At 45.3% G+C, this 23584-nt stretch carries 17 protein-coding genes and 2 pseudogenes; 17 read left to right on the plus strand and 2 right to left on the minus strand.

Going from position 1 to position 23584, the window contains the following annotated elements; translation table 11 throughout:
* The first annotated feature begins 16 nt into the window (after nt 1-16).
* Nucleotides 17-3502 carry a pectate lyase-like adhesive domain-containing protein gene (locus PRIP_RS07260; protein WP_036100411.1) on the plus strand — a complete coding sequence of 1162 codons (3486 nt, stop codon included), beginning with the start codon at nt 17-19 and terminating at the stop codon, nt 3500-3502.
* Between the two features lie 94 nt (nt 3503-3596).
* The gene (locus PRIP_RS07265; RefSeq protein WP_420912111.1) at nt 3597-4394 is read left to right on the plus strand and encodes a C39 family peptidase; all 798 of its coding nucleotides are present in this window, start codon (nt 3597-3599) and stop codon (nt 4392-4394) included.
* Between the two features lie 55 nt (nt 4395-4449).
* Here the strand turns inward: PRIP_RS07265 and PRIP_RS07270 are convergent, their stop codons facing one another.
* Both PRIP_RS07270 and PRIP_RS07275 read right to left on the minus strand, forming a co-directional pair.
* Nucleotides 4450-5331 (minus strand): Ig-like domain-containing protein, encoded by an 882-nt coding sequence (locus tag PRIP_RS07270; protein WP_036100413.1) that lies wholly within the window; start codon nt 5329-5331, stop codon nt 4450-4452.
* Nucleotides 5332-5466: 135 nt separating this feature from the next.
* Nucleotides 5467-6672 carry an RtcB family protein gene (locus PRIP_RS07275; RefSeq protein ID WP_036100415.1) on the minus strand — a complete coding sequence of 402 codons (1206 nt, stop codon included), beginning with the start codon at nt 6670-6672 and terminating at the stop codon, nt 5467-5469.
* A gap of 101 nt (nt 6673-6773) precedes the next feature.
* Between PRIP_RS07275 and PRIP_RS07280 the strand changes: the two genes are divergently transcribed.
* The 15 genes and pseudogenes from PRIP_RS07280 to cobA all read left to right on the plus strand — a co-directional run bounded on the left by PRIP_RS07280 (nt 6774) and on the right by cobA (nt 23569).
* Nucleotides 6774-8018: a WYL domain-containing protein gene (locus PRIP_RS07280; protein WP_036100417.1), complete on the plus strand. Its 1245-nt coding sequence runs from the start codon at nt 6774-6776 to the stop codon at nt 8016-8018.
* Entirely contained in the window at nt 8005-8469 is a 465-nt protein-coding gene (locus PRIP_RS17145; protein WP_036100418.1) for a hypothetical protein, read from the plus strand. Before PRIP_RS07280 ends, PRIP_RS17145 begins: the two co-directional genes overlap by 14 nt.
* A gap of 1 nt (nt 8470) precedes the next feature.
* A complete protein-coding gene (locus PRIP_RS07290; protein WP_036100420.1) occupies nt 8471-8944 on the plus strand; it encodes a hypothetical protein in 474 nt (157 codons plus the stop codon).
* A 40-nt stretch (nt 8945-8984) separates the two neighbouring features.
* Nucleotides 8985-10526 carry a phosphohexomutase domain-containing protein gene (locus PRIP_RS07295; protein WP_052008803.1) on the plus strand — a complete coding sequence of 514 codons (1542 nt, stop codon included), beginning with the start codon at nt 8985-8987 and terminating at the stop codon, nt 10524-10526.
* A 22-nt stretch (nt 10527-10548) separates the two neighbouring features.
* Entirely contained in the window at nt 10549-11310 is a 762-nt protein-coding gene (locus PRIP_RS07300; protein ID WP_036100423.1) for a tyrosine-protein phosphatase, read from the plus strand.
* A 229-nt stretch (nt 11311-11539) separates the two neighbouring features.
* Nucleotides 11540-11995, plus strand: coding sequence for an ASCH domain-containing protein (locus PRIP_RS07305; protein ID WP_036100425.1), 456 nt, complete (start codon nt 11540-11542; stop codon nt 11993-11995).
* Between the two features lie 168 nt (nt 11996-12163).
* Nucleotides 12164-12724, plus strand: coding sequence for an aminoacyl-tRNA hydrolase (gene pth, locus PRIP_RS07310; protein ID WP_036100426.1), 561 nt, complete (start codon nt 12164-12166; stop codon nt 12722-12724).
* Nucleotides 12725-12788: 64 nt separating this feature from the next.
* Nucleotides 12789-16331, plus strand: a complete 3543-nt coding sequence (gene mfd, locus PRIP_RS07315; RefSeq protein ID WP_036100427.1) for a transcription-repair coupling factor — start codon at nt 12789-12791, stop codon at nt 16329-16331.
* A 19-nt stretch (nt 16332-16350) separates the two neighbouring features.
* A pseudogene (locus PRIP_RS07320) lies at nt 16351-17923 on the plus strand (putative polysaccharide biosynthesis protein).
* Between the two features lie 75 nt (nt 17924-17998).
* A complete protein-coding gene (locus PRIP_RS07325) occupies nt 17999-18262 on the plus strand; it encodes an RNA-binding S4 domain-containing protein (protein ID WP_277619746.1) in 264 nt (87 codons plus the stop codon).
* A 69-nt stretch (nt 18263-18331) separates the two neighbouring features.
* Entirely contained in the window at nt 18332-19045 is a 714-nt protein-coding gene (locus tag PRIP_RS07330; RefSeq protein WP_036100428.1) for a sirohydrochlorin chelatase, read from the plus strand.
* Nucleotides 19042-19479 carry a precorrin-2 dehydrogenase/sirohydrochlorin ferrochelatase family protein gene (locus PRIP_RS07335; protein WP_036100430.1) on the plus strand — a complete coding sequence of 146 codons (438 nt, stop codon included), beginning with the start codon at nt 19042-19044 and terminating at the stop codon, nt 19477-19479. Before PRIP_RS07330 ends, PRIP_RS07335 begins: the two co-directional genes overlap by 4 nt.
* Nucleotides 19480-19823: 344 nt before the next feature.
* Nucleotides 19824-22225 (plus strand): annotated as a pseudogene (gene nirB / locus PRIP_RS07340) (nitrite reductase large subunit NirB).
* A gap of 7 nt (nt 22226-22232) precedes the next feature.
* Nucleotides 22233-22541 carry a nitrite reductase small subunit NirD gene (gene nirD, locus PRIP_RS07345; RefSeq protein WP_052008788.1) on the plus strand — a complete coding sequence of 103 codons (309 nt, stop codon included), beginning with the start codon at nt 22233-22235 and terminating at the stop codon, nt 22539-22541.
* Complete coding sequence (cobA, locus tag PRIP_RS07350; protein WP_241434107.1) at nt 22538-23569, plus strand: uroporphyrinogen-III C-methyltransferase; 1032 nt, start codon at nt 22538-22540, stop codon at nt 23567-23569. Before nirD ends, cobA begins: the two co-directional genes overlap by 4 nt.
* Nucleotides 23570-23584: the final 15 nt, after the last annotated feature.

The raw sequence follows: 23584 nt of genomic DNA on the forward strand, positions 1-23584 counted from the left end.
GAGAGGAGTTTTATACATGAAGAAGATGCCATTTGTGATGTTATTAGTCGTGATGATGATAATGATTGGGCCGATAAATAGTGCAGGACTGAATAACTGGTTTGGGACTGGGGTTTCGGCTGGGGCGGGACTGTCGCTTGTTGTAGATAAGCCGAAACAGACGGAAAATCGCCAGTTTAGTTTGAAATTGTTAGACGAGTCGGGGGCGGGGCTTCGTGCATCGGATAATCCGCCTAGTGAGGCAGAGGACTTTGTGGAAATTGTGATTCCTATGGGGATGGTTCTTGATGTTGAGGAAACAAGAATGCGTAATGAAGCGGTGAACGCAGGGACGCTTATGTTTGATGTGGAAACTGGGATTGCGCGTGTGACATGGAATCAGGATGTGGCGGAACGTAGTTTTGATTTAATTTTAGTGGCTGAGAAGGCGAATAATTATGAGTTTGAGGCTGTGCAACATGACGCTGATGGGAATGAGATTAAGTCGAATGTACTTCGTGTGACGGTGGAGCAGGAAACCGCGGAGCCTTCTGAGGTGGAGAAACCGACGGAAGCTGTGACGATACCAGATGCAGCGACAAAAACTGTGGAATTACCGGTAATTCGGGCGAATATCGATGACGCGAGTGTCGCAAATGTAAGTACGTTGACGGAGTTCCACAATGCGATGATGAGTAAGGATATAGCGACAATTAATGTTTTAGCGGATATTAATTATGCGACGTTCTCTACGGCGGATGCAAGTGCGACGAATACGACTGCTTACTATCAAAGGATGCCGGAACGACCGTTGACGGTAAATGGGAATGGGCATACGATTGATTTTAGAAACCAGTCCTACGCGCCATATGACACGTACTCGTTGCCAAAAGTGGTTACATTCAATGATTTGAATACGTATGGAAAAAATTATTATGGCTTTTATACGGATAATTCAGCTGGTGGAACGAATGCGACGAACACGATTGTTTATAATAATGTAAATTACCGTGGGTCTCAAGCGATTCATGCGCCAGCGACAACGACTAAGATTTCTGGAAAGTCTTCTTTTGCGCAGACGAATAGTTATGTGAGTCCTTTTGATGGCGTGAGTTACACAACGCTAGCCAATCAGACGACGTTTGCGGTTGGTGATATGAATATCCTTGAAGGTGCGGACGTGAAAGTGACAAATGAGTCTAGTGGCGCGATGTATATCTTTTCTGGTGGAACAGTAGACATTGCGGAGAATTCGGTTTTGGATATTTATACATCTGGAACGAATGCTACAGTTGCAGATTCTACGCTTTCTGGTATTTTTAGTTATGGGAATATTAATGTTCGAAATGGCGCGACGCTTAAAATGGACAATGCGGTTCCGGCGGCTGGTAGGACGGCAGTTGGTGGGATTTGGATGAACGCTGGACAATTCAACGTTTCCAATAATGCAAAAGTAGATATTAAGGCGCGAGGTGCGATGTATTACGGTAGCCCGTTTTATATTTATGGTGCTGGAGTTCTGAATGTAAGCGATGATGCAGAGTTCAAGTTGGAAGCAACGGATACAGGGACTTCGACGCAAGATATTTTTAGCACAGGAACAGGTACAATTTTGATTGGTAAAAATGGCGTATTCGATGTTAGCTCGGATGGAACGGGGGCAAAAAACTTAGTTTATCTGCGTGGCACGTCGAAATTCCAATTTGCGAATGCGAAACGTGTTGATATTAAATTTAATAATACGAATCCAGCGACGGGAGCACGACTGTTGCGGATGACAGGAAACCTTGATGTCGATGTTCAGTCGATTCAAGCTTGGAACGCGAAAACTTGGACGGATGGTTTAGATGACAATTCTGATTTCACTTGGAATCCAATGTTCAACGTGAAGGTAACTTATAGTGCGGCAAACGTAACTGCTGCTTCGGGTCACTCTGTTTCGGCAGCGATTCGAGACAGTTTTGCAACAAACTTTAGAACGCAAAATTTCAAGCGGGTACTTTTTGAAGGAATTCCAGATGTGGATGTGACGATTGGAAGTTTGAGTGATAAAGTGGCGAACGAGAATAGCCATGTCATTACTGGAAAGGCGAATCCAGGTGCATCGGTGCAACTTTCTGGTGATCCGGCGATTCCGACGGGTACGCTTAACTCGCCAAACGAAGATGACAAAACGACAAAATTCCACGTGATTGCAGACAATGATGGGAATTACCGCTATGAGTTGCCGGCAGGTCAGTTTTTGACGGCGGGCAATACGGTACAAGTGTATGCGTTTTTAAATGGTAGGGATAATATGGATTGGACGGTTGTTCAAGATGAAACAGCTCCTGATGCGCCAGTTTTAGCGGCGATTAAAGATGTGGATGCGACTTTTAGCGGGCAAGCAGAGGCTGGGGCGGAAGTGACGATTTATGATGCAGCGGATGATAGTATTTTTGTAAGTGGTGTGGCGAATGGTGCTGGTGCGTTCAACATCGCGATTCCTGAGGATAAACGTCCACTAATGCCGAACAAAATCTACTATGCCGTGGCAAAAGATGCTGCTGGAAATGTGAGTGTGGCTTCGAATCAAGAAACAGTCGCAGATACAACGGCACCAACGGCAGACCCGATTAGACAATTTATCACATTGGGCGATGATTTTACAACAAACCCGCGTGATTTAGTAGAAAATGTGGCCGATAATGCAGGAAATGGTGATGATAATATCAGTTACGCGCTTACAAATACACCAGACGTTTCTAAAATCGGCTACACGACAGCGACAGTAACATTGACTGATAAAGCAGGTAACAGCGCGGACATCACGATTCCCGTTTTTGTACAAGACGATAGTTCAATCAAAAACGATGACTACTTCTTACACGGAACTAATTTTGCCGTTTTAACAACAGATGTACCTGCAAATCCAGCCGCGCTTAAGGCGATGGTGCTAGATATGGCAAATGTGCAAGCGTACGCTATCGAAACTGGTGCTGATGTGACAAACACGGTAGAAATCATTGGCGCCGAGGCGATTACAGCAACACCTGGAGAGTACAAAGTAACATTGAAAATTGGCGACTTAGAACATGAAATTACGGTGACAGTTCTTGCTGGAACGCTGCAATTCAAGTCAGCAACCCCGGAAATCTCATTCGGAACTGCTAAAATTAGTTCGAAACAACAGTTCTTAACACCAGAAGATGACGTGATGTTAACCGTCGAGGATACGCGGAAAGTGGCAACAAACTGGAAGCTAACAGCACAGATGATGACTCCATTTGCAACGGCGGATGGAAAAGAGCTGAAAGATAGTTTATTTTTAAGACAGTATAACGGTGAAAATACTGTTTTGACACCATTAAACGGCACGGCAACTGAAGTATTTAGTAACGCGAGCGGTTCGCTAGGATTAACGGAAATTAATTTCAATGAGGCGGATGCTTCGGAATTAGTATTAAATGTCCGTCCAGGCGTGGCGCGTGCCAATCAAGAATATGGAACGACAATCAATTGGACACTAGAAGACACACCGTGATTTAGTAAAAAAAGAGACTGATCGGCGACTATTAGTCTCTTTTTTGGGGTATTAAACAAGGTAATATAGTTTAATAATATGGGGGGCTACAATCGTGATAATAAACCGACAGATGCGAGCAAAATGGCTAATTGGCCTAGTGCTCGTATTACTTATTTGTACGATTAGCATAGCCAAAGTTGCGGCGGCAACTACGTACTACACAACCGCGAATCTGACAGTAAGGTCCGGACCTGGAACTAACTACAAAGCTGTTGGGTGGCTAACAAAAGGCGCAAAAGTGAGCAGCGTCGCAAAAACTGGAAAATGGCATCAAATTTCTTTTAAGGGGAAGAAGTCATTTGTGTCTGGCAATTATTTAACAACAAAAGCTGTCACGCCAGCCAAGCCGGTGAAACCGACAGCGAAAGTTTTGCTAAACGTCCCGCTCATCGCACAAAGGCCACAATTACCGACAGGATGCGAGATTGTAGCGGTGACCATGGTTTTGAGATACAAAGGCGCGAAGGTAGATAAAATGAAGTTAGCAAGAGAAATGCCGCGCCATTCTAGCAATCCGAACAAAGGCTATGTTGGAAATCCCTACACGAAGTCGGGATACACCATTTACCCACCAGCCTTAATGAACCTCATGAAAAAATACGCCGGCTCAGCAGTTAATTTAACAGGGGCATCCAATGCAACATTAGAAGCGAAATTGCGCTCAGGCAAACCAATAGCCGCCTGGGGTAAACTTAGCGGATTTAATATACACTGCGTTGTTCTTACAGGATACGATAGCGGAAATTACTACTACAACGACCCGTGGACCAACAAAAAGAATGCAAAAATGAGTAAAACTGCTTTTAATAGGGCGTTTAATGCATTGTCGAGACGAGCATTGAGTTATTAAGAAAGAAAAGAAGCGAGATACAATTTGGATTTCAAAATTGTATCTCGCTTCTCTTCTATTCCCATTTACATTTTGTCAGACCTTGCGATTGTGCTTCGGCAAGTGTTACTTGGGTTTCGCCGTTGGAATTATTCAGACCGCGACAGTTTGGATCAAAATGATATCGTTTTCCAGTCGCTGTGATGTATACCATTTGGCCTTGTTCGTTCGAAGGCTGTTCTTCTTCGGCTTGAGCTGATTTTTTTCGTGCAGCCTCAGCTTCTTGTTTTTTTCTTGCTTCTTCTGCAGCCTGTGCTTGTCTTTCTTGTTCTGCTTTTGCATCAGCGACGCGTTTTTCTTCTGCTTTACGTGCTTCCTCTGCCTTGCGTGCTTCTTCTGCGACACGAGCGGCTTCTTTTTTCTGTTCTTCGGCAACGCGGGCTTGTTCTTTCTTCTCTGCCTCGATGCGTTTAGCTTCGGCGACTTTCTTTTCTTGTTCTATTTTTGCGATGTAAGTCTCGTTGGCTGTATATGTAAGCTCCTTGGACTTATCTTGACCTTCCCAATTAGATGTGAGCACTGCGGTTCCGTCGTTTTGTATATCATTTAACGTGAATGAAAATTCCCCTTGATCGTTCGCAGTCGTTGTTAATGCTACTTGCCCACTTGGAGTTAGCGTTAATTCCGCGTTAGGTTTTGTTTTCCCAGTAATTGTGACGGTCCCATTTTCCGCCGATGTAAATGCCTTTTCTGCCTTGATGTTTAGTTTCGGCGTCTTCTTCTCTTGTTGCGTCGGTGTCTCTTTCGTCAAGTCATCCTCAGAACCGCCACACCCCGCTAAAATAAGCGCAACCATACCGATTGCTAGAAATAATGACATTCCCTTTTTAAAGCTTGATTCTCTTGTAAAAATTGTTAATATACCTACAAAAATTAAAATTGCAGCTAAATACAACATTTTATCATCCTCCCTTTATATGTAAGTATAACGTATCACAAAATAAATGCAATATCTTACAGTTGGAAAATGTAAAAAATATTTCATGTTGTATAAAAACCGAAATTCTTCGTAGCGAGGAATCTCGGTTTTTATTTATCCCTTCACAACGCCGAGTGTTGTTAAGGTTTTGATTGGTTCGACGAGTTCGGTTTGGTTTTGCATGACTTCGTCGATGTTTTTGTATGCGAAACGGCTTTCTTCGGCGACGTCTAGGAGGTTTTTCTTGCCGATCGTGATGTTGTTGGCGCTTAGGTCTTGGAGTACTTCGTCCATTGGGAAGTTCTCTTTTGCGCGGGTTCTGGAGAAATTACGTCCAGCGCCGTGCGAGGAGGAGTGGAAGCTTTCGGGATTGCCAAGTCCGCGAACGAGATAGCTTGTTGCGCCCATTGCTCCTGGAATAATGCCGAGTTCGCCTTTTCTTGCGCGAGTGGCGCCTTTACGATGGATCCAGACGTTTTTGCCGTAGTGGTGTTCTAGGGATGCGTAGTTGTGATGGCAGTTGATGCGGTCGGTGAATTCTGGTGTTCGACCTAGTTTTTTCTGGGTGTGTTTGGTGACGATGGTCATGCTTGCTTCTAGCATTGTTTCGCGGTTTTCGAAGGCGTAGTCGAGTGCTAGGTTCATCCATTTGATGTAAGCGATGCCTTCTGGTGAGTTGGTTGGCAAGAAGGCAAGCGGGTTCTTGTCTGGTGTGTCGCTGTACCATTGTTTGTTCAGGGCGACGGCGATTTTTTGGAAGTTCTGACAGATTTGAGCGCCTAGGTGACGGCTTCCGGAGTGGAGCATGATGCCGATGTAGCCGTTTTCGTCTTTTTGGTATTCGATAAAATGATTGCCGCCGCCGAGTGTGCCGACTTGATAGTAGGCGTTTTCGATGAGTTCGATGCCGTTTGGTAGGAGTTCGTAGTGTTTGTGTTGGGCGATGGCCATGTCTAAAACCTCAGATTGTTGTGGCTCTTTATGACGGGCTTTGCCGACTGGGATGGTGGCTAGTGTTTCGTTGACGATGCTTTTGATGAAGTTCTTGGGAATTTCGCTTTCGTGAATGTCGGTTTGGATGTAACACATGCCGCATCCGATGTCCATGCCAACTGCGTAAGGGACAATGGTGTTTTCTGTGGCAAGAACGCCGCCAATCGGCATACCTGCGCCAAGATGGGTGTCAGGCATGAGTGCTAGCCATTTGAAGACGAACGGTAAGTTGACGATAGCGCGTGCTTGGTCAAGACATCCTGTTTCAATTGCTGATTGGTCTGGTAGCCAGATTTTAATTGGTTTTGCTGTTTCGTTTTTTTTCATAGTAAGTGAACATTGTTTTTTCCTCGTTTCTCGTTTATGGTTTTAGTATAGAGAATGTGCGCCAATTTATCTTATAAAAAAAGGTGCGAACGGAGGGCAACATGGCAAAATCGTTTAATGAGTTGATCAAAAATTTCGCGGTGATTCGGAATTATGTACGGGAATTTTATGTGTATGGGTTTAAGCAACGTGAGGATTTTACGGAGAAAAGTGGGCGTAGTTACGATAATGTGCGTCGGCGGGTGGAGAGTTATTTGCGGGAATACGTGGATGTAGAACAACAGGGGAGCGGCAAGGCGTTGCGATTGTTTATTGATCCGAATGGGATTACGGAAAATCCGATGTTTGCGGTATGGCAGGCGAAGAGTTTTACGAAAAATGATGTGTTTTTGCATTTTGTGTTGATGGATATTTTTCAGATGGGCAAGGCGTATTCGGTGAACCAGGCGTTGGCGCGGATTGATGCGGATTATTTGTCGTGTTTTGCGGATGGATTTTTGATTGAGGCGTTGACGTTACGGAAAAAATTGGCGGAGTATGTGGAGCTTGGTGTGTTGCAGCGGGAGTCGCGCGGGCGGGAGGTTTATTTCTCGCGGGTGGCTGGTGTTGTGTTGTCGGACCGGGCGAAGATGGCGTTGCAGTTCTTTAAGGAGATGGCGCCGCTTGGTGTGTTGGGGCATTATTTGTTGCAGCAGGAGCAGGCGCTTGATTCTGTGTTTAGTTATAAACATTATTTCGTGATGCATGTGTTGGAGGAGCAGGTGTGCTTGGATCTGTTGGAGGCGATTCGTGCGGAGCGGTGGGTGTTGTTGTCGCTTTATGGACGGGAGCGCGCGGTACGGTTTATGCCGGTGAAGTTGTTGGTGAGTGCGCAGTCGGGACGGCGGTATGTGGTCGGGAAATCGAAACGGGGGCAGTTTTTTGCGTTTCATCGGTTGGATCAGATTGAGTTTGTAGAGCTGGATGAGGTTGCAACGGATTTTGAGGTGGATGTGTCGCATTTTGATGAGGTTCGCAAGTTTATGTGGAGTGCGGGATTTGATCGGCGAGTGGTGCATGAGTTGCGCGTGACGCTTTGTATTGATGAGGTGCAGGAGAGTTATATGTTGGAGCGGATTCGGAATGAGGGGCGGCACGGGACGCTGAAACGGGTGACGGCGAATCGGTTTGTGTATGCGATTGCGACGTATGATTTGAACGGGATGAAACCATTTTTACGAACGTTTATTGGACGGATTGAAAAAATTGATGCGCAGGATGATGCTTGGGAACGGCAGTTTTATGAGGAGTTGGCGGATATGTATCGGCTTTATTTTGAGGAGGGGACGATGGTTGGAGATATTTAATGAGATTTACGGGATGTATTACCGTGTGATTCTGGAGATTTTGGCGCAGAAACGGCCAATGTCAAAGGGGGAAATGGCGGAGATTGTACGGGAGCTGGGATTTGATGAGAGTGGTTTGCATTTGTTACCGCAGTTAACGGAGCAGTGGCATTTGTTGGAGGAGCGCGGGGACGGGATGTTTGCGCCGATTTTGAGGCATGATTGGATTCCTGTGCAGGGCGTGCTTGAGAAACGTTGGTTAAAAACGGTTTTGCGGGATGCGCGGATGGGGCTGTTTTTGACGGATGATGAGATTGCTGGTTTGGAGTGGGAGCTGGCGGATTATGAGCCGCTGTTTGATTTGGATGCGATTTGGTGTTTTGATGGGTTTCAGGGCGGGGATATGTATTTGGAGCCGGGGGTATCGGACGCGTTTTGGTGTTATTTTGCGGGCCTTGGAGGAGAAGTGTGAGTTGGCATTGGTGTATCAGGTGCGGGATCAGAAGGCGTTGACGGGGACTTTTTTGCCGGTGCGTTTGGAGTTTTCACAGAAGAATGATAAGTTTCGTTTACTTTGTTTTCGAAAAGTTGATATGCAGCCGTTTACGCTGAATTTGGCGAAAATTTTGGATGTGGAGTTGGGAGACTTGATGGTACGGGAATTGCCGGAGCATGGGATGGAGGCTGTTGTTGTGCGGTGCCATGTGGTGAATCATCGGAATGCAGTGGATCGGGCGCTGATTCATTTTGCGGATTATAAGAAGAAGGCGTTTCGAACGGAGCGGGAAAATGTGTTTGAACTGGAAATTTATTGTCCGCGTGGGGATTTGACAGAACTGGTTATTCAGATTTTGTCGTTTGGACCGATGATGCAAGTGTTGGCGCCAGATAGTGTGGTTGGTGAAATGAAGTGGCGGCTCGGTAAGCAACTCGATTTACAAAATTGATACGAAACAGGAATCGCTATTGGAAGCGTTTTTTGATACAATGGGAAGATATACATATCAAAAATGGAGGAATGAATTTATGACTTTGAAAGATTTGCAAAATGGTTCGGACATTAGAGGTATTGCGATTGAAACGGATAAGTATCAGGTGACATTAACGGATGAGCATGTGGCTGCGATTGCGACTGGTTTTGCGGCATGGTTGCGAGATGTGAAGGGCGCTAGCGACAAAGCGAGGGTGGCAATTGGGCATGATAGTCGGTTGTCGGCGGGACGCATTAAGGATGTTTTGACGGCGAGTTTGACGCGCTCGGGATTGGATGTTGTGGATGTTGGTTTGGCGACGACGCCAGCGATGTTTATGGCAACGCAGTATGATGGGTACAAGTGTGATGCAGCGATTATGATTACGGCGAGTCATTTGCCTTATTTTTATAATGGTTTGAAACTGTTTACGCGTGATGGCGGGGCGGAACATGAGGATATTGATTATATTGTGGAGAATGCAGGGCAGGTTTTTGTTGCGAAAGTGGCGGGAAGTGTGACGGAAAAACCGCTTTTACAGGATTATGCGGCTGATTTGGTCGGCAAAATTCGCGTGGGTATTGATGATGCGACGAATTATGAAAGACCGCTTGCTGGAAGCCATATCGTAGTGGATGCAGGAAATGGCGCTGGTGGCTTTTTTGCGACGGATGTGTTGGCGGAACTTGGCGCGGACATTACGGGAAGCCAATTTTTAGATCCTGATGGGAATTTCCCGAATCATATTCCGAATCCGGATAATAACGAAGCAATGGCGAGCTTGAAAGAGGCTGTTGCGACGAACAAGGCGGATTTGGGTGTTATTTTTGATACGGATGTGGATCGTGCGGCGATTGTAGATAAGGATGGCGAAAGTTTGAATCGGAATCCGCTAATTGCAGTGATTTCGGCGATTGTTTTGGAAGAGCATCCGGGAACGACAATTGTGACAGATTCGACGACTTCTACGCATTTGGAGCATTTTATTGCGAATCTTGGTGGGAAGCAACATCGCTTTAAACGAGGCTATAGAAACGTGATTAATGAAGCGATTCGCCTGAATGAGGCGGGAACGCAAAGCGAGATTGCGATTGAAGTAAGTGGTCATGCGGCTTTGAAGGAGAACTATTTCTTAGACGACGGCGCGTACTTAATTGCGAAAATTTTAATGCGCTATGCAAAACTGCGTAAGGAAGGCAAAGATTTAGCGGACTTAACGCGTGATTTACAAGTACCGGCAGACAATGATGAGATACGCTTGAGTATTTTGGCCGAAAATTTTAAGACATACGGTCTGGCAGTTTTGAAAGACTTTGAAGCTTTTGTTGAAAAGACGGACGGCTTGGCGATAGAACCGGCAAATCAAGAGGGCGTAAGAGTTAACACAGAGGGCTCTTTTGGTAACGGTTGGTTTTTATTGCGTATGAGTTTACATGAACCAGTAATGCCAGTAAACTTAGAGAGTGATGAAATCGGTGGAACTGGGAAAATTAAAGCAGCTTTGCAAGAATTCTTTGCAAACTATGCGGAAATAGATAGTTCTAGTCTACAAAAATAAGCCAGTAGAAGGAATGAAAAGCATGATTGATATACATTGTCATATTTTAAATCAAGTGGATGATGGACCAAAGACGGAGACGGCCAGTCTTGCCATGGCGCAACAAGCAGAGGCAGAAGGATTTACAGACATTATTGCAACGCCCCACCATTTAAAAGGCGATTATTTTAATCTGCGTCCTTCTGTGGTGGAACATGTAGCAGATCTAAATGCAGCGATAAAAGATAACGATATTAATATAACGGTTCATGTTGGTCAGGAAATCAGACTGCACGGTGAAATCATTGAGGGCCTAAAAAACGGCGATTTGGCCTCCCTTGCTGGCAGTCGTTACGCGCTTATTGAGTTTCCAACGCAAAGTATTCCTGTGTTTACAGAGCAATTATTTTACGACTTACAAATGGCAGGCTATGTCCCTGTCATCGCACATCCAGAGCGGAATTTCGAGATTATGGAAAATCCAGAACGCCTCTATGAATTCGTTTCTCATGGCGCTTTGGCACAACTTACGTGGTCAAGTTTGGAAGGGAAATTCGGTAAGAAGTCGAAGAAATCAAGCGAAATTTTGCTAGAAAACCAGTTGGTGCATTTCCTGGCAACAGACGCGCATGACACAACGCGCAGACCATTGCTACACAAGGAAATCGAAGAACGCCTAGTCAAGAAAATCGGAGCAAACCAAGTGCAAGAACTCAAAGACAATGCTATAAAAGTACTTAAAAATGATATTATCGTGGCGGATGATTACACAGTTCCCTCGCAAAAACGGTTTTTCTTGTTTTAAAAATATAACATGAAAAGGTAAGACGATGAAAAGAAGCTTTTTTATGGTCGCATCATGATGTGCCTACAACAAAGATACAAGATGTCAGCGCGGATGATTTTAGGCAGTACGACGCGCTTTGAACAAGCTGTATGAGAAAATAGCACGCATTTCAAAATAACCTAAAAAGATGTTTGACCTGAACTTCATAGGAAAAACATCTTTTTTCGCTAAATTAGGAGGAAAAAACATGACATCAGCAACCGTAAAAAACTTCTGGCAAGCCTACGCCCGAAAAAATAATTTGCCACTAGAGCCAACCCCGCCCGCATGGATGTTCGGCGATGGGACGGAAGAAATGGCCGATAGACTAGGGAATCTTGTCGGTAAGGGGTTAAAAACAGGTACTTGCGCGGCATATTGCATACATGAAATCGAAAACGAGCCAATTCCGAAAGTAAATGACTATGAAATCGTGCTAGATGGCAGGAACGACCCGCTTGTTATCATCAAATATACCAAAGTAGAACTTATCAAAATGAACGAAGTCACCGAAGCATTCGCGAAATCAGAGGGCGAAGGCGATTTAAGCTATGATTATTGGTACAGCGCACACGAGCGGTTTTTCACGTGGGAGTTAGGGCAATATGGCCGTACATTCACGCCAGATTTGTTATTGGTATGTCAAACGTTTGAAGTCGTGTAGACGTATTTATTGTAAAGTCTATTCAATTTTTTAGAATTTAGAAAAATTCCCAGTTTAAAAGCAGTAGTCGCTTTCTTACACGGCGAAATCATGGTATAATCAACAAAACGCATAGTGCGAACAACCATTTCATTGATGAAGTGGTTTAATTCGTTGAGGAGAGTAATTATGAAAATGATAGTTGGCCTCGGTAATCCGGGCAAGAAATACGAACGAACAAGGCATAACGTGGGCTTTATGGTCGTTGATGAGCTTAGCTTTCGTCACCAAACGCCTTGGAAGAAATCGAAATTTAACGGGATGATAAGTAACATCGTCGTGAACGGCGAAAAAGTCTTACTTGTGAAACCATTAACGTTTATGAATTTATCAGGAGAATGCGTGCGCCCGCTAATGGACTATTACGATATTCCAGTAGAAGACGTGCTTATTGTGTATGACGATTTAGATCTGCCGACCGGGAAAATTCGCCTGCGTCAAAAAGGTGGAGCTGGCGGGCATAATGGTATGAAATCGCTTATTCAACATTTGAAAACACAAGAGTTTAACCGCATTCGTGTTGGCGTGGATCGGCCTGTAAATGGTGATGTGATTAACTATGTACTCGGCGATTTTCCGAAAGCGGAACAGCCAGATATTATCGCGGCAATTAAGCAGAGCGCAGATGCTATCGAAGCATGGCCAGGAAAGAGTTTTCAAGATGTTATGAACAATTTTAATGTGAAATAAATAAGCCGTCTTTTTTCGGCGAGAAATTTAGATGGAATATTCAGATAAAAGGAGGCCTTTTAGTGTGAAGGGATTACAGCAACTTATATACGAACAAAAAGAAATTCGCGGCGTATTAAAGGAGCTCGATGAAAAAGGAAAATCACAGTTAGTTACGGGGCTTTCTGGGTCAAGTCGAGCATTATTTGCCAGTGTTGTAGAGGGAGGAACGCAGCGCCCGGTCGTCTTTGTAACACATAATTTATACCATGCGCAGAAATTATATGATGATTTGTCATCTTTATTAGATAGCGACAGACTGTTCTTATACCCGGCGGATGAATTAATTTCATCAGAACTTAGTATCTCAAGCCCGGAATTACGTGGGCAACGTGTGGAGGTACTACAATTTCTGCTGTCTAAAAACCCAGGAATCGTCATTGTTCCAGTTTCAGGGCTTCGCAAAATTTTACCGCCAGTTTCGATTTGGCAAAAGTACAATATTTCGTTGATTCAGGGCACAGAGATTAATCCGAATGAGTTACGCCAACAGCTTTTAACAATGGGTTACACGAAAAGTGATATGGTTAACACGCCGGGAGAATTCAGTATTCGTGGTGGGATTATTGACATTTACCCAATTACGGAGGAACACCCTATCCGGATGGAATTATTTGATACGGAAGTGGATTCGTTACGTTTCTTTGACGTGGACTCGCAACGCTCGATTGAAAATGTGGAGGAGTTTCGACTGTCTCCAGCGACGGAAATTCTACTGGAACCGGCATTTTTCCCTGATTTGGTGAAACGGATTGAAAAACGTTTAGCAGAGACGCTGAAACAAATGGCGAATGATAGTGACAAACAACAATTGGTGGAGAATTTAGAAGGCGATTTGGAATTGCTTCGTGACGGGCAAAAACCAGATATGTTTTTCAAATATATTGGTATGAGTTATCCTGATCCAGCGTCGTTACTGGATTATGTCCCGCAAGATTCGATTCTGCTATTCGATGAGTTTGCGCGTATTCAAGAAACCGATGAGCGTTTAGAAAAAGAAGAAGCGGAGTGGCAAACAGAGACGCTAGAACGTCTGGAAACGGTTCGTGATACGAAGATGAGTCATAATTTCCGCTCGTTGCTAGAAAAAGATACGTTGTCGCGTATTTATTTATCGCTGTTCCAAAAAACGCCGAGCAATGTGCGTATTGCTAAAATGACGAACATTGTTTACAAGCAAATGCAGCAGTTCCACGGGCAAATGAATGTGTTGAAAACAGAGATGGATAGCTGGGCAAAGAATAATTATGCGGTGGTTGTTTTGGCACCGTCACTTGAACGTGCAGAAAAAATGAAGCAGACACTAGCTGATTATGAGATGGAAAGTGTTATTTTGAAAGACGAATCGGAAGTTCCGAAATTTGGACAGACGCAATTTGTGCTGGGAAGTTTCCAGAATGGTTTTGAATTGCCGCTTTCCAAGGTTGTTTTCATTAGTGAAACGGAGCTGTTCAATAAGAAACAACAGAAACCGAAGAAGCGGCAGAAATTGTCGAATGCAGAACGGATTCAGAGTTATTCGGAGCTTAAGGTTGGCGATTATGTTGTCCATGTGAATCACGGGATTGCGCGCTATGTTGGGATGGAGACGCTGGATATTAACGGTGTTCACAAAGATTATTTGCTGCTCGTGTATCAAGGTGAGGACAAGCTCTTTATTCCTGTGGAACAACTCGAATTAGTGCAGAAATATGTTGGCTCAGAAGGCAAGGCACCGAAATTAAACAAGCTCGGTGGCGCTGAATGGAAACGTGTGAAAACGCGGGTTCAAGCTTCTGTGCAAGATATTGCGGATGATTTGATCAAGCTGTATGCAGAGCGTGAGGCAGAGCGCGGTTATGGCTTTAGCCCTGATGGTGAAATGATGCGCGAATTCGAAGACGCGTTTCCGTATCAAGCGACAGAAGACCAAGTTCGTTCTATCATGGAAATCAAAAAAGACATGGAGCGCGAACGTCCAATGGATCGTTTACTTGTTGGGGATGTTGGTTACGGAAAAACCGAAGTTGCGCTACGTGCAGCATTTAAGGCAATGATGGACGGCAAACAAGTCGCATTCCTAGTGCCAACGACGATTTTAGCGCAACAGCATTACGAAACAATGAAAGAACGATTCCAAGGATTCCCAATCGAAGTTGGCTTACTGAGCCGTTTCCGAACGCGAAAACAGCAAAATGAAACAATCAAAGGCTTGAAGTCAGGCCACATTGACATTGTAGTCGGAACGCATCGCCTGCTTTCCAAAGACGTGGAATATCATGATTTGGGCTTCTTGATTATCGACGAAGAACAACGATTCGGCGTCACCCATAAAGAGAAAATCAAACAAATGCGCTCTAAAATTGACGTGTTGACATTGACGGCGACTCCGATTCCGCGGACGCTGCATATGTCGATGCTTGGTGTGCGTGATTTATCAGTTATCGAGACGCCGCCTGCTAACCGTTTCCCTGTGCAAACTTATGTTGTGGAGCAGAATAACGTGCTGGTACGAGAAGCCATTGAACGAGAATTGGCGCGTGACGGACAAGTTTTCTTCTTGCATAATCGTGTGGATTCGATTTTACAAAAAGCAGATGAAATTAAGATGCTTGTTCCGGATGCTCGTGTTGCCGTGGCACATGGTCAAATGACAGAAACGGAGCTGGAATCTGTAATTTTGAGCTTCCTTGAAGGCGAATTTGACGTACTCGTGACGACGACTATTATCGAAACGGGTGTTGATATACCAAACGTAAACACTCTTTTTGTTCAAAACGCAGATCACATGGGACTTTCCCAACTGTACCAATTACGCGGTCGTGTCGGGCGTTGGAACCGGATTGCCTATGCCTACTTCATGTATCAGAAGGATAAAATTTTGCGGGAAGAGGCGGAGAAAAGGTTGCAAGCTATCAAAGAATTCACCGAACTTGGCTCCGGATTTAAAATCGCGATGCGTGATCTTTCCATTCGTGGTGCGGGTAACATCTTAGGGTCGCAACAACATGGCTTTATCGACTCTGTCGGTTTTGACTTGTATTCGCAAATGTTGCAAGAAGCCATCGCCGCGCGTCAACCAAAAGATGAGCATGAAAAAATCGCCCCAGTCGAAATTGATATTACAGTTGATGCTTACATTCCGGAACATTACATCCAAGACGGACGCCAAAAAATCGAAATGTACAAACGGTTCCGAACGGTTTTTGATATGGAAGATTTAGAAGAACTACGCTCTGACATGATGGACCGTTTTGGTGAATACCCAGAGCAATTGGAATATTTATTCTCGATTACCGAGTTAAAAGTGTACGCGATGCGTGTTGGAATCGAGTCTTTAAAACAAGAAGGTACGAAAATCACCATCCTGTTCTCCGAAGAAGGCACGAAAAATATGCGTGGTGACAAGGTCATGCAAGTTATCAGCGAATATGGCCGTGCAATCGGCGTAGGCATGGATGGACAACAACTTAAAATCACAGTAAACGTTGGCAGAAAGCCGCTTCAAGAATGGTTATACGAACTAAAAACCTTAACAGATAAGCTTTCTGAAGCGAAAAAAGAAACTGTTTCAACAGAAGCAGAATAAAGCGAAAGGGTGACGCAAAATGGCTCAAAAGACGATTAAGAACCTCATGCAAGGCGCTGTTTGGCTAACACTTGCGTCACTGCTTTCTAAAATACTAAGTGCGGTTTATCGCATTCCTTTTCAAAATATGGTTGGCGATATCGGATTTTATATTTTTCAACAAGTATATCCGATTTACGGGATTGCGATGACGCTTGCGCTTGTAGGATTTCCCGTTATTGTGTCGCGAATGATCGCAGAAGAAAAAGATGTCACAAAGCGAGAAGCTATTTTTCAATTTTCGTTACAAGTTATGTTTGGTGTTGGGGTTGTTTTCTTCCTGCTAATTTTCTTTGGTGCTGACTTCATCGCTCGCGTTATGGGGGATTACCACCTGACAATATTAATTCGCGTCATCAGTTTCGCCTTTTTGCTCATGCCGTTTTTAGCGAGTTTGCGTGGTTTTTTTCAAGGACATGAGCAAATGATGCCAACCGCAGTATCACAAACGATTGAACAACTCGTGCGCGTAGTTATCATTATCGCGGGAGCAACTGGAGCTGTGGCACTAGGCTGGAACTTATACATGACCGGAGCCGTGGCAATGAGTGGTGCGGTTATCGGCGGACTTGGCGCTTTTGGAACACTACTTTATTTTTATTGGCGTAAAAAACCTGAAAAAATCGTGTTCACGAAAAAATGGGCCAGTTGGGCGTTCACCAAGCAATTCTTGGCGCAAAGCATCGCGGTCTGCACAACAAGCGCGATGCTCATTTTGTTCCAATTACTAGATTCCTTCCAAGTCTACCGTCTCATGCGCTCATCCGGAATTGATGCAACAGCCGCCAAAGAACTAAAAGGGATTTATGATCGTGGGCAACCACTGCTACAACTTGGTTTGGTATTGTGTATGGGTCTCGCGCTCGCCATTGTGCCAATGATTACAGCCGCTAAAGCACGCGGAGAAACAAGAGAATTACGCCGTTCCGTTCTACTAATCATCAAGCTCACCATTTTGCTTTCCGGCGCTGCAACACTTGGTTTAATCGCAATTATGCGTCCAACCAACCAAATGCTTTTCGAAACAGCATCAGGCACAGGCGTTTTGCAAGTATTCATTCTGTCCTTATTTCTAAGCTCACTAATCGTCTCTATGAGTAGCATTCTGCAAGGCTTTGGCAACATGACTGGCCCCGCCGTCGCCGTTTGCAGTGGGCTAATCGTCAAACTAGCAACGAATGCCATCCTAGTTCCGCGTTTCGCCACATACGGCGCATCTTGGTCCACCGTCATTGGCCTCGGCGCGATACTCATCATTTGCTACATCCTGCTAAAACGCCAACTTCCCATTCCATTCATTCGCAAAAACATGATTGGCTGGGCAATGTTAGCCTTTTTAGTAATGATCATCGTTCCTGTCGCATGGGAAACCTTTTGGCCACTCACAAACCGCATCGGCAGCGCAGTTCAGGCCTTATTCGGCGCGCTAATCGGAGGCATTATTTTTTTTCTATTGCCTAATCAAATTCAATTTACTCACCAAACGCGATCTTGTCTTCATGCCATTTGGCTCCAAATTGCTCTGGCTAACAACTAAAATCCGCCGGCGATAGTTGCAATTTCAGCCTAACCGTGCGAAGATAGAATTAAATTTTCCAAAAAAGGATGGATGTATCATGGCAGTATCAATGCGTTTAGATAAATTTTTAAAAGTATCAAGACTCATCAAACGGCGTACCGTTGCCAAAGAAGTCGCTGAAAAAGGGCGCATTTCCGTCAACGGCACAGTAGCCAAACCAGGCACGAACGTCAAAGAAGGCGACGAACTAATCATCAAATTCGGTCAAAAAACCGTCACCGCACGAATTGACCGTCTCGAAGAAAACGCGCGCAAAGAAGTTGCAACCGAAATGTACACAATCTTAAAAGAAGAACGCAAAGAAGAAGAATAAACGAATAATCGAGTTTGGAGCGGGTAACCATTTCAAGCTCTTTTTTCGCATCTAAGAGGAGGAAAACCAATGAAAGCCATCATGTACGTTGCCCACGGAAGCCGCCTACCCGAGAAAAACCGCGAGTTCCGCCATTTTGTAGACCAAATTATGCAAAACCGCCCAGAATCCTGTCAAAAAATCGCTTTCCTAGAAAAAGAAGACGAAACAATGGCCATCGTCGGCGAATCAATCATCGCAGCAGGCGCCAAAGAAATCACCGTCGTACCAATGCTTTTATTCCCAGCGATGCACGCCACCAAAGACATCCCCGACCAAGTCGCGCAACTAAAAAAACAGCATCCCGACGTAGTTTTCCGAATCGCAGACACGTTCGGCGCTGAGCAAGAAGTCGCCGCAGTTGCCGCAGCAAAAATCAAAGCCACCCGTCCCGACCTAGACGCCGCCATCCTTGTCATCGCCCACGGAAGCGCATCCTACGCAGAACCGAGGACCCAAATGCAAACCGTCACGGCCTCGATTGCAACCCAACTACAACTCCCCGTCGCACTCGGCATGCTTCATGGCGAACCGAACTACCGCACCATCGCAACCGAACTCGCCGCCAAATACGAAAACGTCCACTGGATGCCCTATTTCCTTTTTCAAGGCCAGCTCGTCGACAAAATCCGCGCTGGGATTACCGAAATTAGCGGAACACAGTGGCACGAAGCAGATAGCCTAGACCTAGATACCGCAATGATCACTGCCGTCCTCCGCAAAATAACCGAGGTCATAAAATGAACAGCGGCTACCCAGTTTCACTACAACTCACAGGCAAAAACATCACCATAATCGGCGGCGGCAAAATCGCGACCCGCAAAGCACAAGGCCTTCTAAACACTGGCGCAAACATCACCATCGTTGCCCCAACATGCACACCCGAAATCGCGCAAATGCCAATCACCCATATCCAATCCGAGTACAAACCAGAGCACATCCAAGACGCCTTCCTCATTTTCTGTTGCACGGACAACCAAGAAACTAATAAACAAATCACCAAAGACGTGGCCCCGCACCAACTCATAAACGACTGCTCCAACAAGGAAAGGTCCAATTTTTACAACATGGCCACCATCCAGAAATCAGACTACCTACTCGCAATTTCCACAAACGGCAACGACCCAGCCAAAACAAAAGCCATCCGCGAAAAAATCGAACAAAGCACAGAGTTTTAAAAATAACTCCAGCTAAAGAGGGAACACATTATGAAACGTTTTTTGAAATATACCGTATTATTCATCTGGCTAACTGTTTTCATGTACTATTATTACGAAATTTTTCCAAGAACAATCTTATGGTTGATGATAAGCATCCCTTTAGCAGGTATCAGTTGCTTGTTCATCATAAAAATGTTCGAGAAACCTACATCCAATAAGCAAAACCCAGAGACCCAACTCAAGCGGTCTCTTTTTTTCAGTGTTTTCCCCAATACCCAAATCCGTCCAGTCCTCCTATAATGAATTCATCTATTTGTATAGTTGTTTGTTCATATATTCACAAAAACTAGGAGGAGAATACCATGCAAAAACAAAATCTAGTCATGATCGGTAATGGAATGGCAGGCGTGCGCACGATTGAAGAGATTCTCGACCGCAATCCAGATAAATACAACATCACCATCATTGGCGACGAGCCCTATCCGAACTACAACCGCATCATGCTTTCAAATATTCTACAAAACAAAATGACTCAATCCGAAATCATTCTAAACGACGAAACCTGGTATGCAGGCAATCAAATCACACTACATACAAACGAAAAAGCAGTACTCATCGACCGCCAAGCGAAAATCATCACCACAACAAAACGCAATCTTTCCTACGACCGCCTCATTTTGGCGACAGGTTCCAGAGCCTTCATTCTGCCAATTCCAGGCGCAGACCTAGAAGGTGTTCTAGGATTCCGAACAATCGACGACACAGAAAAAATGATCGAAATCTCCCAAAAATACGAACGAGCTACCGTTATTGGCGGTGGTTTACTTGGCTTGGAAGCAGCACGAGGACTTCTTGATCAAGGCATGGATGTGACGGTTGTCCATCTCGCAGACTGGTTGATGGAAACTCAACTTGACGCCAAAGCAGGCGAACTTCTAAAAGCCGACCTAGAAGCGCAGGGCATGAAATTCCTGATGCAAAAAGCAACTTCCAAAATCCTTGGAAAATCACGCGTAACAGGCCTAGCCTTCAAGGACGGCTCGCAGATTGAGACGGATTTAGTTGTGATGGCCATCGGAATTAAGCCGGAAATCGAACTAGCACAACACGCCAATTTACCGACGGGGCGCGGTATCGTAGTCGACGATTTTATGACCACAGCCGACCCAGATATTTTTGCAGTAGGGGAATGCGCGGAGCATAATGGCATCGCATACGGCCTTGTAGCACCGCTTTACGAACAAGGCAAAGTCCTCGCCGACCATCTGTGCGACATCGAAACACCAGGCTATCAAGGTAGCAAAATGTTCACCCAACTCAAAGTATCCGGCTGCGACCTATTCTCAGCAGGCAGCATCAAAGAAAACGCCGAAGTCAAAGGCGTCACCATTTTCAACAGCATCGATAACAAATATAAAAAAATCTTCGTAAAAGACGGCAAACTAGTAGGCGTCGTGCTTTACGGTGACACAACAGAAGGAAATCGCCTCTACAACGTGCTCAAAAAAGAAGAAGCGATCGATGATTTCACGCTCGTTTCCCTCCTTCACAAGGCAGGCGAATCAGAAGCGACCAACATCGCAGAAATGCCAGACGACGAGTCCGTATGTGGCTGTAACGGTGTTTGCAAAGGAGACATCGTAAGCGCCATTACCGAAAAAGGGCTAACAACTATCGGCGAAGTTACTGCGCACACAAAAGCAGGCGGTTCTTGCGGAAAATGTAAACCAATTATCGGCGAAATTCTAGAACACACGCTAGGCGATGACTTCGTAAACGCAGCACCAGCAGGCATTTGCGGATGTACCGACCTATCACGCGACCAACTTATCATCCAAATTCGTGCGAAATCACTGCAAAACGCCAAAGAAGTCCGACACGTACTCGGCTTCCGCAACCCAGAAGGCTGCTCGAAATGCCGTCCAGCACTCAATTACTACCTCAACATGGTTTGGCCGCACGACCACCAAGACGAACCAGAAAGTCGCTACGTCAATGAAAGATTGCATGCAAACATCCAGAATGACGGCACATACTCCGTTATTCCAAGAATGTACGCCGGCAAAACCGATCCGCAACAACTAATCAAAATCGCCAAAGTCGCTGAAAAATACGATATTCCACTTTTAAAACTCACAGGTGGGCAACGAATTGGCTTATATGGCGTCAAAAAAGAAGACTTGCCGAAAATTTGGGAAGAACTCGACATGCGTTCCGGCTTTGCCTACGGAAAAACATTGCGTACCGTCAAATCATGCGTCGGTGCGAAGTTCTGCCGTTTCGGAACCCAAGATTCCCTCGCGCTCGGCGAAGCATTAGAACGGCGCTTCGAATTCGTAGACACACCACATAAATTCAAAATGGGCGTCTCCGCGTGTCCGAGAAGCTGCGTCGAATCCGGCGTCAAAGACTACGGCATCATCGGCGTCGAGAACGGCTTCCAAATCTACATCGGCGGTAACGGTGGAACCGAAATCAAAGAAGCGCAACTTCTGACTACTGTCGCCACCGAACAAGAAGTCCTAGACATTTGCAGCGCCTACGTTCAATATTACCGCGAAACTGGTGTCTACATGGAACGTACCGCACCTTGGCTAGAACGGATGGGCTTTGACCACGTTCGCGATATCATCTTGGACCCAACCGAACAGGCGCAACTAAAAGCATCGCTCGACGAAGCACTCGAAGGTCGCGACGACCCATGGAAACAAGTTTTGCAAGACGAAGAAAAAACAAAAAACTATATCACGTAGAAAGAGTGTGATTTTGCGATGAAAAAAACATATATTGCTGACATGGCAAGCCTAACGCCACTAATCGGGCGCGAAGTCCAATTTAACAATACTGCGATTGCGCTGTTTCGCCTTTCCGATGACAGCATTAAAGCCATCGAAAACCGCTGCCCGCACAAGAACGGCCCACTAGCAGAAGGCACCGTTTCAGGCACGCACGTATTTTGCCCGTTACATGACTATAAAATTTCGCTAACAACAGGAGAAGTCGCCGCTCCTGACGAAGGCTGCGTTCAAACATACGAAACCGTCGTCGAAAACGGCCAAATCTTCTTGGTTACTGAATGATGACAAACGTTTACCTTATCGGCGCTGGTCCAGGCGACCCGGGACTCTTAACTCAAAAAGGCCAGCGTCACTTGCAAACCGCCGATGTCATTATTTACGACCGCCTTGTCAATCCGATTCTGCTTCATCATGCGAAACGCGACGCGACGCTCATCTACTGTGGCAAATTACCGAAACACCACACGATGCGTCAAGAGCAAATTAACGAAACGATCATCGCGTACGCCAAACAAGGAAACAAGGTTGTCCGTCTAAAAGGCGGCGACCCAGCGATATTCGGACGGGTTGGCGAAGAAATGCGCGCGATATCTGAAGCCGAGCTTACGTACGATGTTGTACCAGGCATTACGGCAGCCTCAGCCGCGGCAATCTATGCGGGAATTCCCTTAACGCACCGCGAACATAACGCTCATGTCGCATTTGCAACTGGTCACGGACGAAACGGTCAACTCGCAGAACAAGACTTAAGTCATTTAGCGCTCGGCGGGACACTCGCTTTTTATATGGGCATCGAGAATCTGCCGCGAATCTGCGAAAACATTAGCAAAAACGAGACGCTCACCGAACTTCCTGTCGCGATTATCGAATGGGGAACACTAGGACGCCAACAAGTTTTGACAGGAACGTTACAAAACATCGAGCAACAGCTTGCCAAAACAACGATGGCGAACCCAGCTATTATTTTGCTAGGAGAAATTGTTACTGAACGCCAAGCCACATCTTGGTTTGAAGAAAAGCCGCTATTTGGCAAACGCATCATCATAGCCACTACATTAGCTGCAGATTTCGCTACGATTTATGATTACACCGAACAAGGCGCGCATATCTATGTCGTACCTGAACTCACCAGCCCTGACCAGCGTTACGACGATATAACTACGCGGGTCTTAACTAATCAGCAGTGGGACGGTGTCATTTTTCAAGGCAAAGCCACACCAGACCTTTTTCAAAAAGAAATGTCTCGATTGGGCATAAATGAAACCTTTCACATATTCCCAAATGACCTCGCTCCGTGTTATTCTAAATAAGTAATGAAGAAAGGA

This window comes from Paenilisteria riparia FSL S10-1204 (genome assembly GCF_000525995.1).
GTDB classification, from domain to species: Bacteria; Bacillota; Bacilli; order Lactobacillales; family Listeriaceae; genus Listeria_A; species Listeria_A riparia.

Coding starts and splice junctions, on each gene's coding strand:
- PRIP_RS07260 (WP_036100411.1), top strand. CDS start 17: ATGAAGAAGATGCCATTTGTGATGTTATTAGTCGTGATGATGATAATG.
- PRIP_RS07270 (WP_036100413.1), bottom strand. CDS start 5,331: ATGTTGTATTTAGCTGCAATTTTAATTTTTGTAGGTATATTAACAATT.
- PRIP_RS07275 (WP_036100415.1), bottom strand. CDS start 6,672: ATGAAAAAAAACGAAACAGCAAAACCAATTAAAATCTGGCTACCAGAC.
- PRIP_RS07280 (WP_036100417.1), top strand. CDS start 6,774: ATGGCAAAATCGTTTAATGAGTTGATCAAAAATTTCGCGGTGATTCGG.
- PRIP_RS07295 (WP_052008803.1), top strand. CDS start 8,985: ATGGGAAGATATACATATCAAAAATGGAGGAATGAATTTATGACTTTG.
- PRIP_RS07300 (WP_036100423.1), top strand. CDS start 10,549: ATGATTGATATACATTGTCATATTTTAAATCAAGTGGATGATGGACCA.
- PRIP_RS07305 (WP_036100425.1), top strand. CDS start 11,540: ATGACATCAGCAACCGTAAAAAACTTCTGGCAAGCCTACGCCCGAAAA.
- pth (WP_036100426.1), top strand. CDS start 12,164: ATGAAAATGATAGTTGGCCTCGGTAATCCGGGCAAGAAATACGAACGA.
- PRIP_RS07325 (WP_277619746.1), top strand. CDS start 17,999: ATGCGTTTAGATAAATTTTTAAAAGTATCAAGACTCATCAAACGGCGT.
- PRIP_RS07330 (WP_036100428.1), top strand. CDS start 18,332: ATGAAAGCCATCATGTACGTTGCCCACGGAAGCCGCCTACCCGAGAAA.
- PRIP_RS07335 (WP_036100430.1), top strand. CDS start 19,042: ATGAACAGCGGCTACCCAGTTTCACTACAACTCACAGGCAAAAACATC.
- nirD (WP_052008788.1), top strand. CDS start 22,233: ATGAAAAAAACATATATTGCTGACATGGCAAGCCTAACGCCACTAATC.
- cobA (WP_241434107.1), top strand. CDS start 22,538: ATGATGACAAACGTTTACCTTATCGGCGCTGGTCCAGGCGACCCGGGA.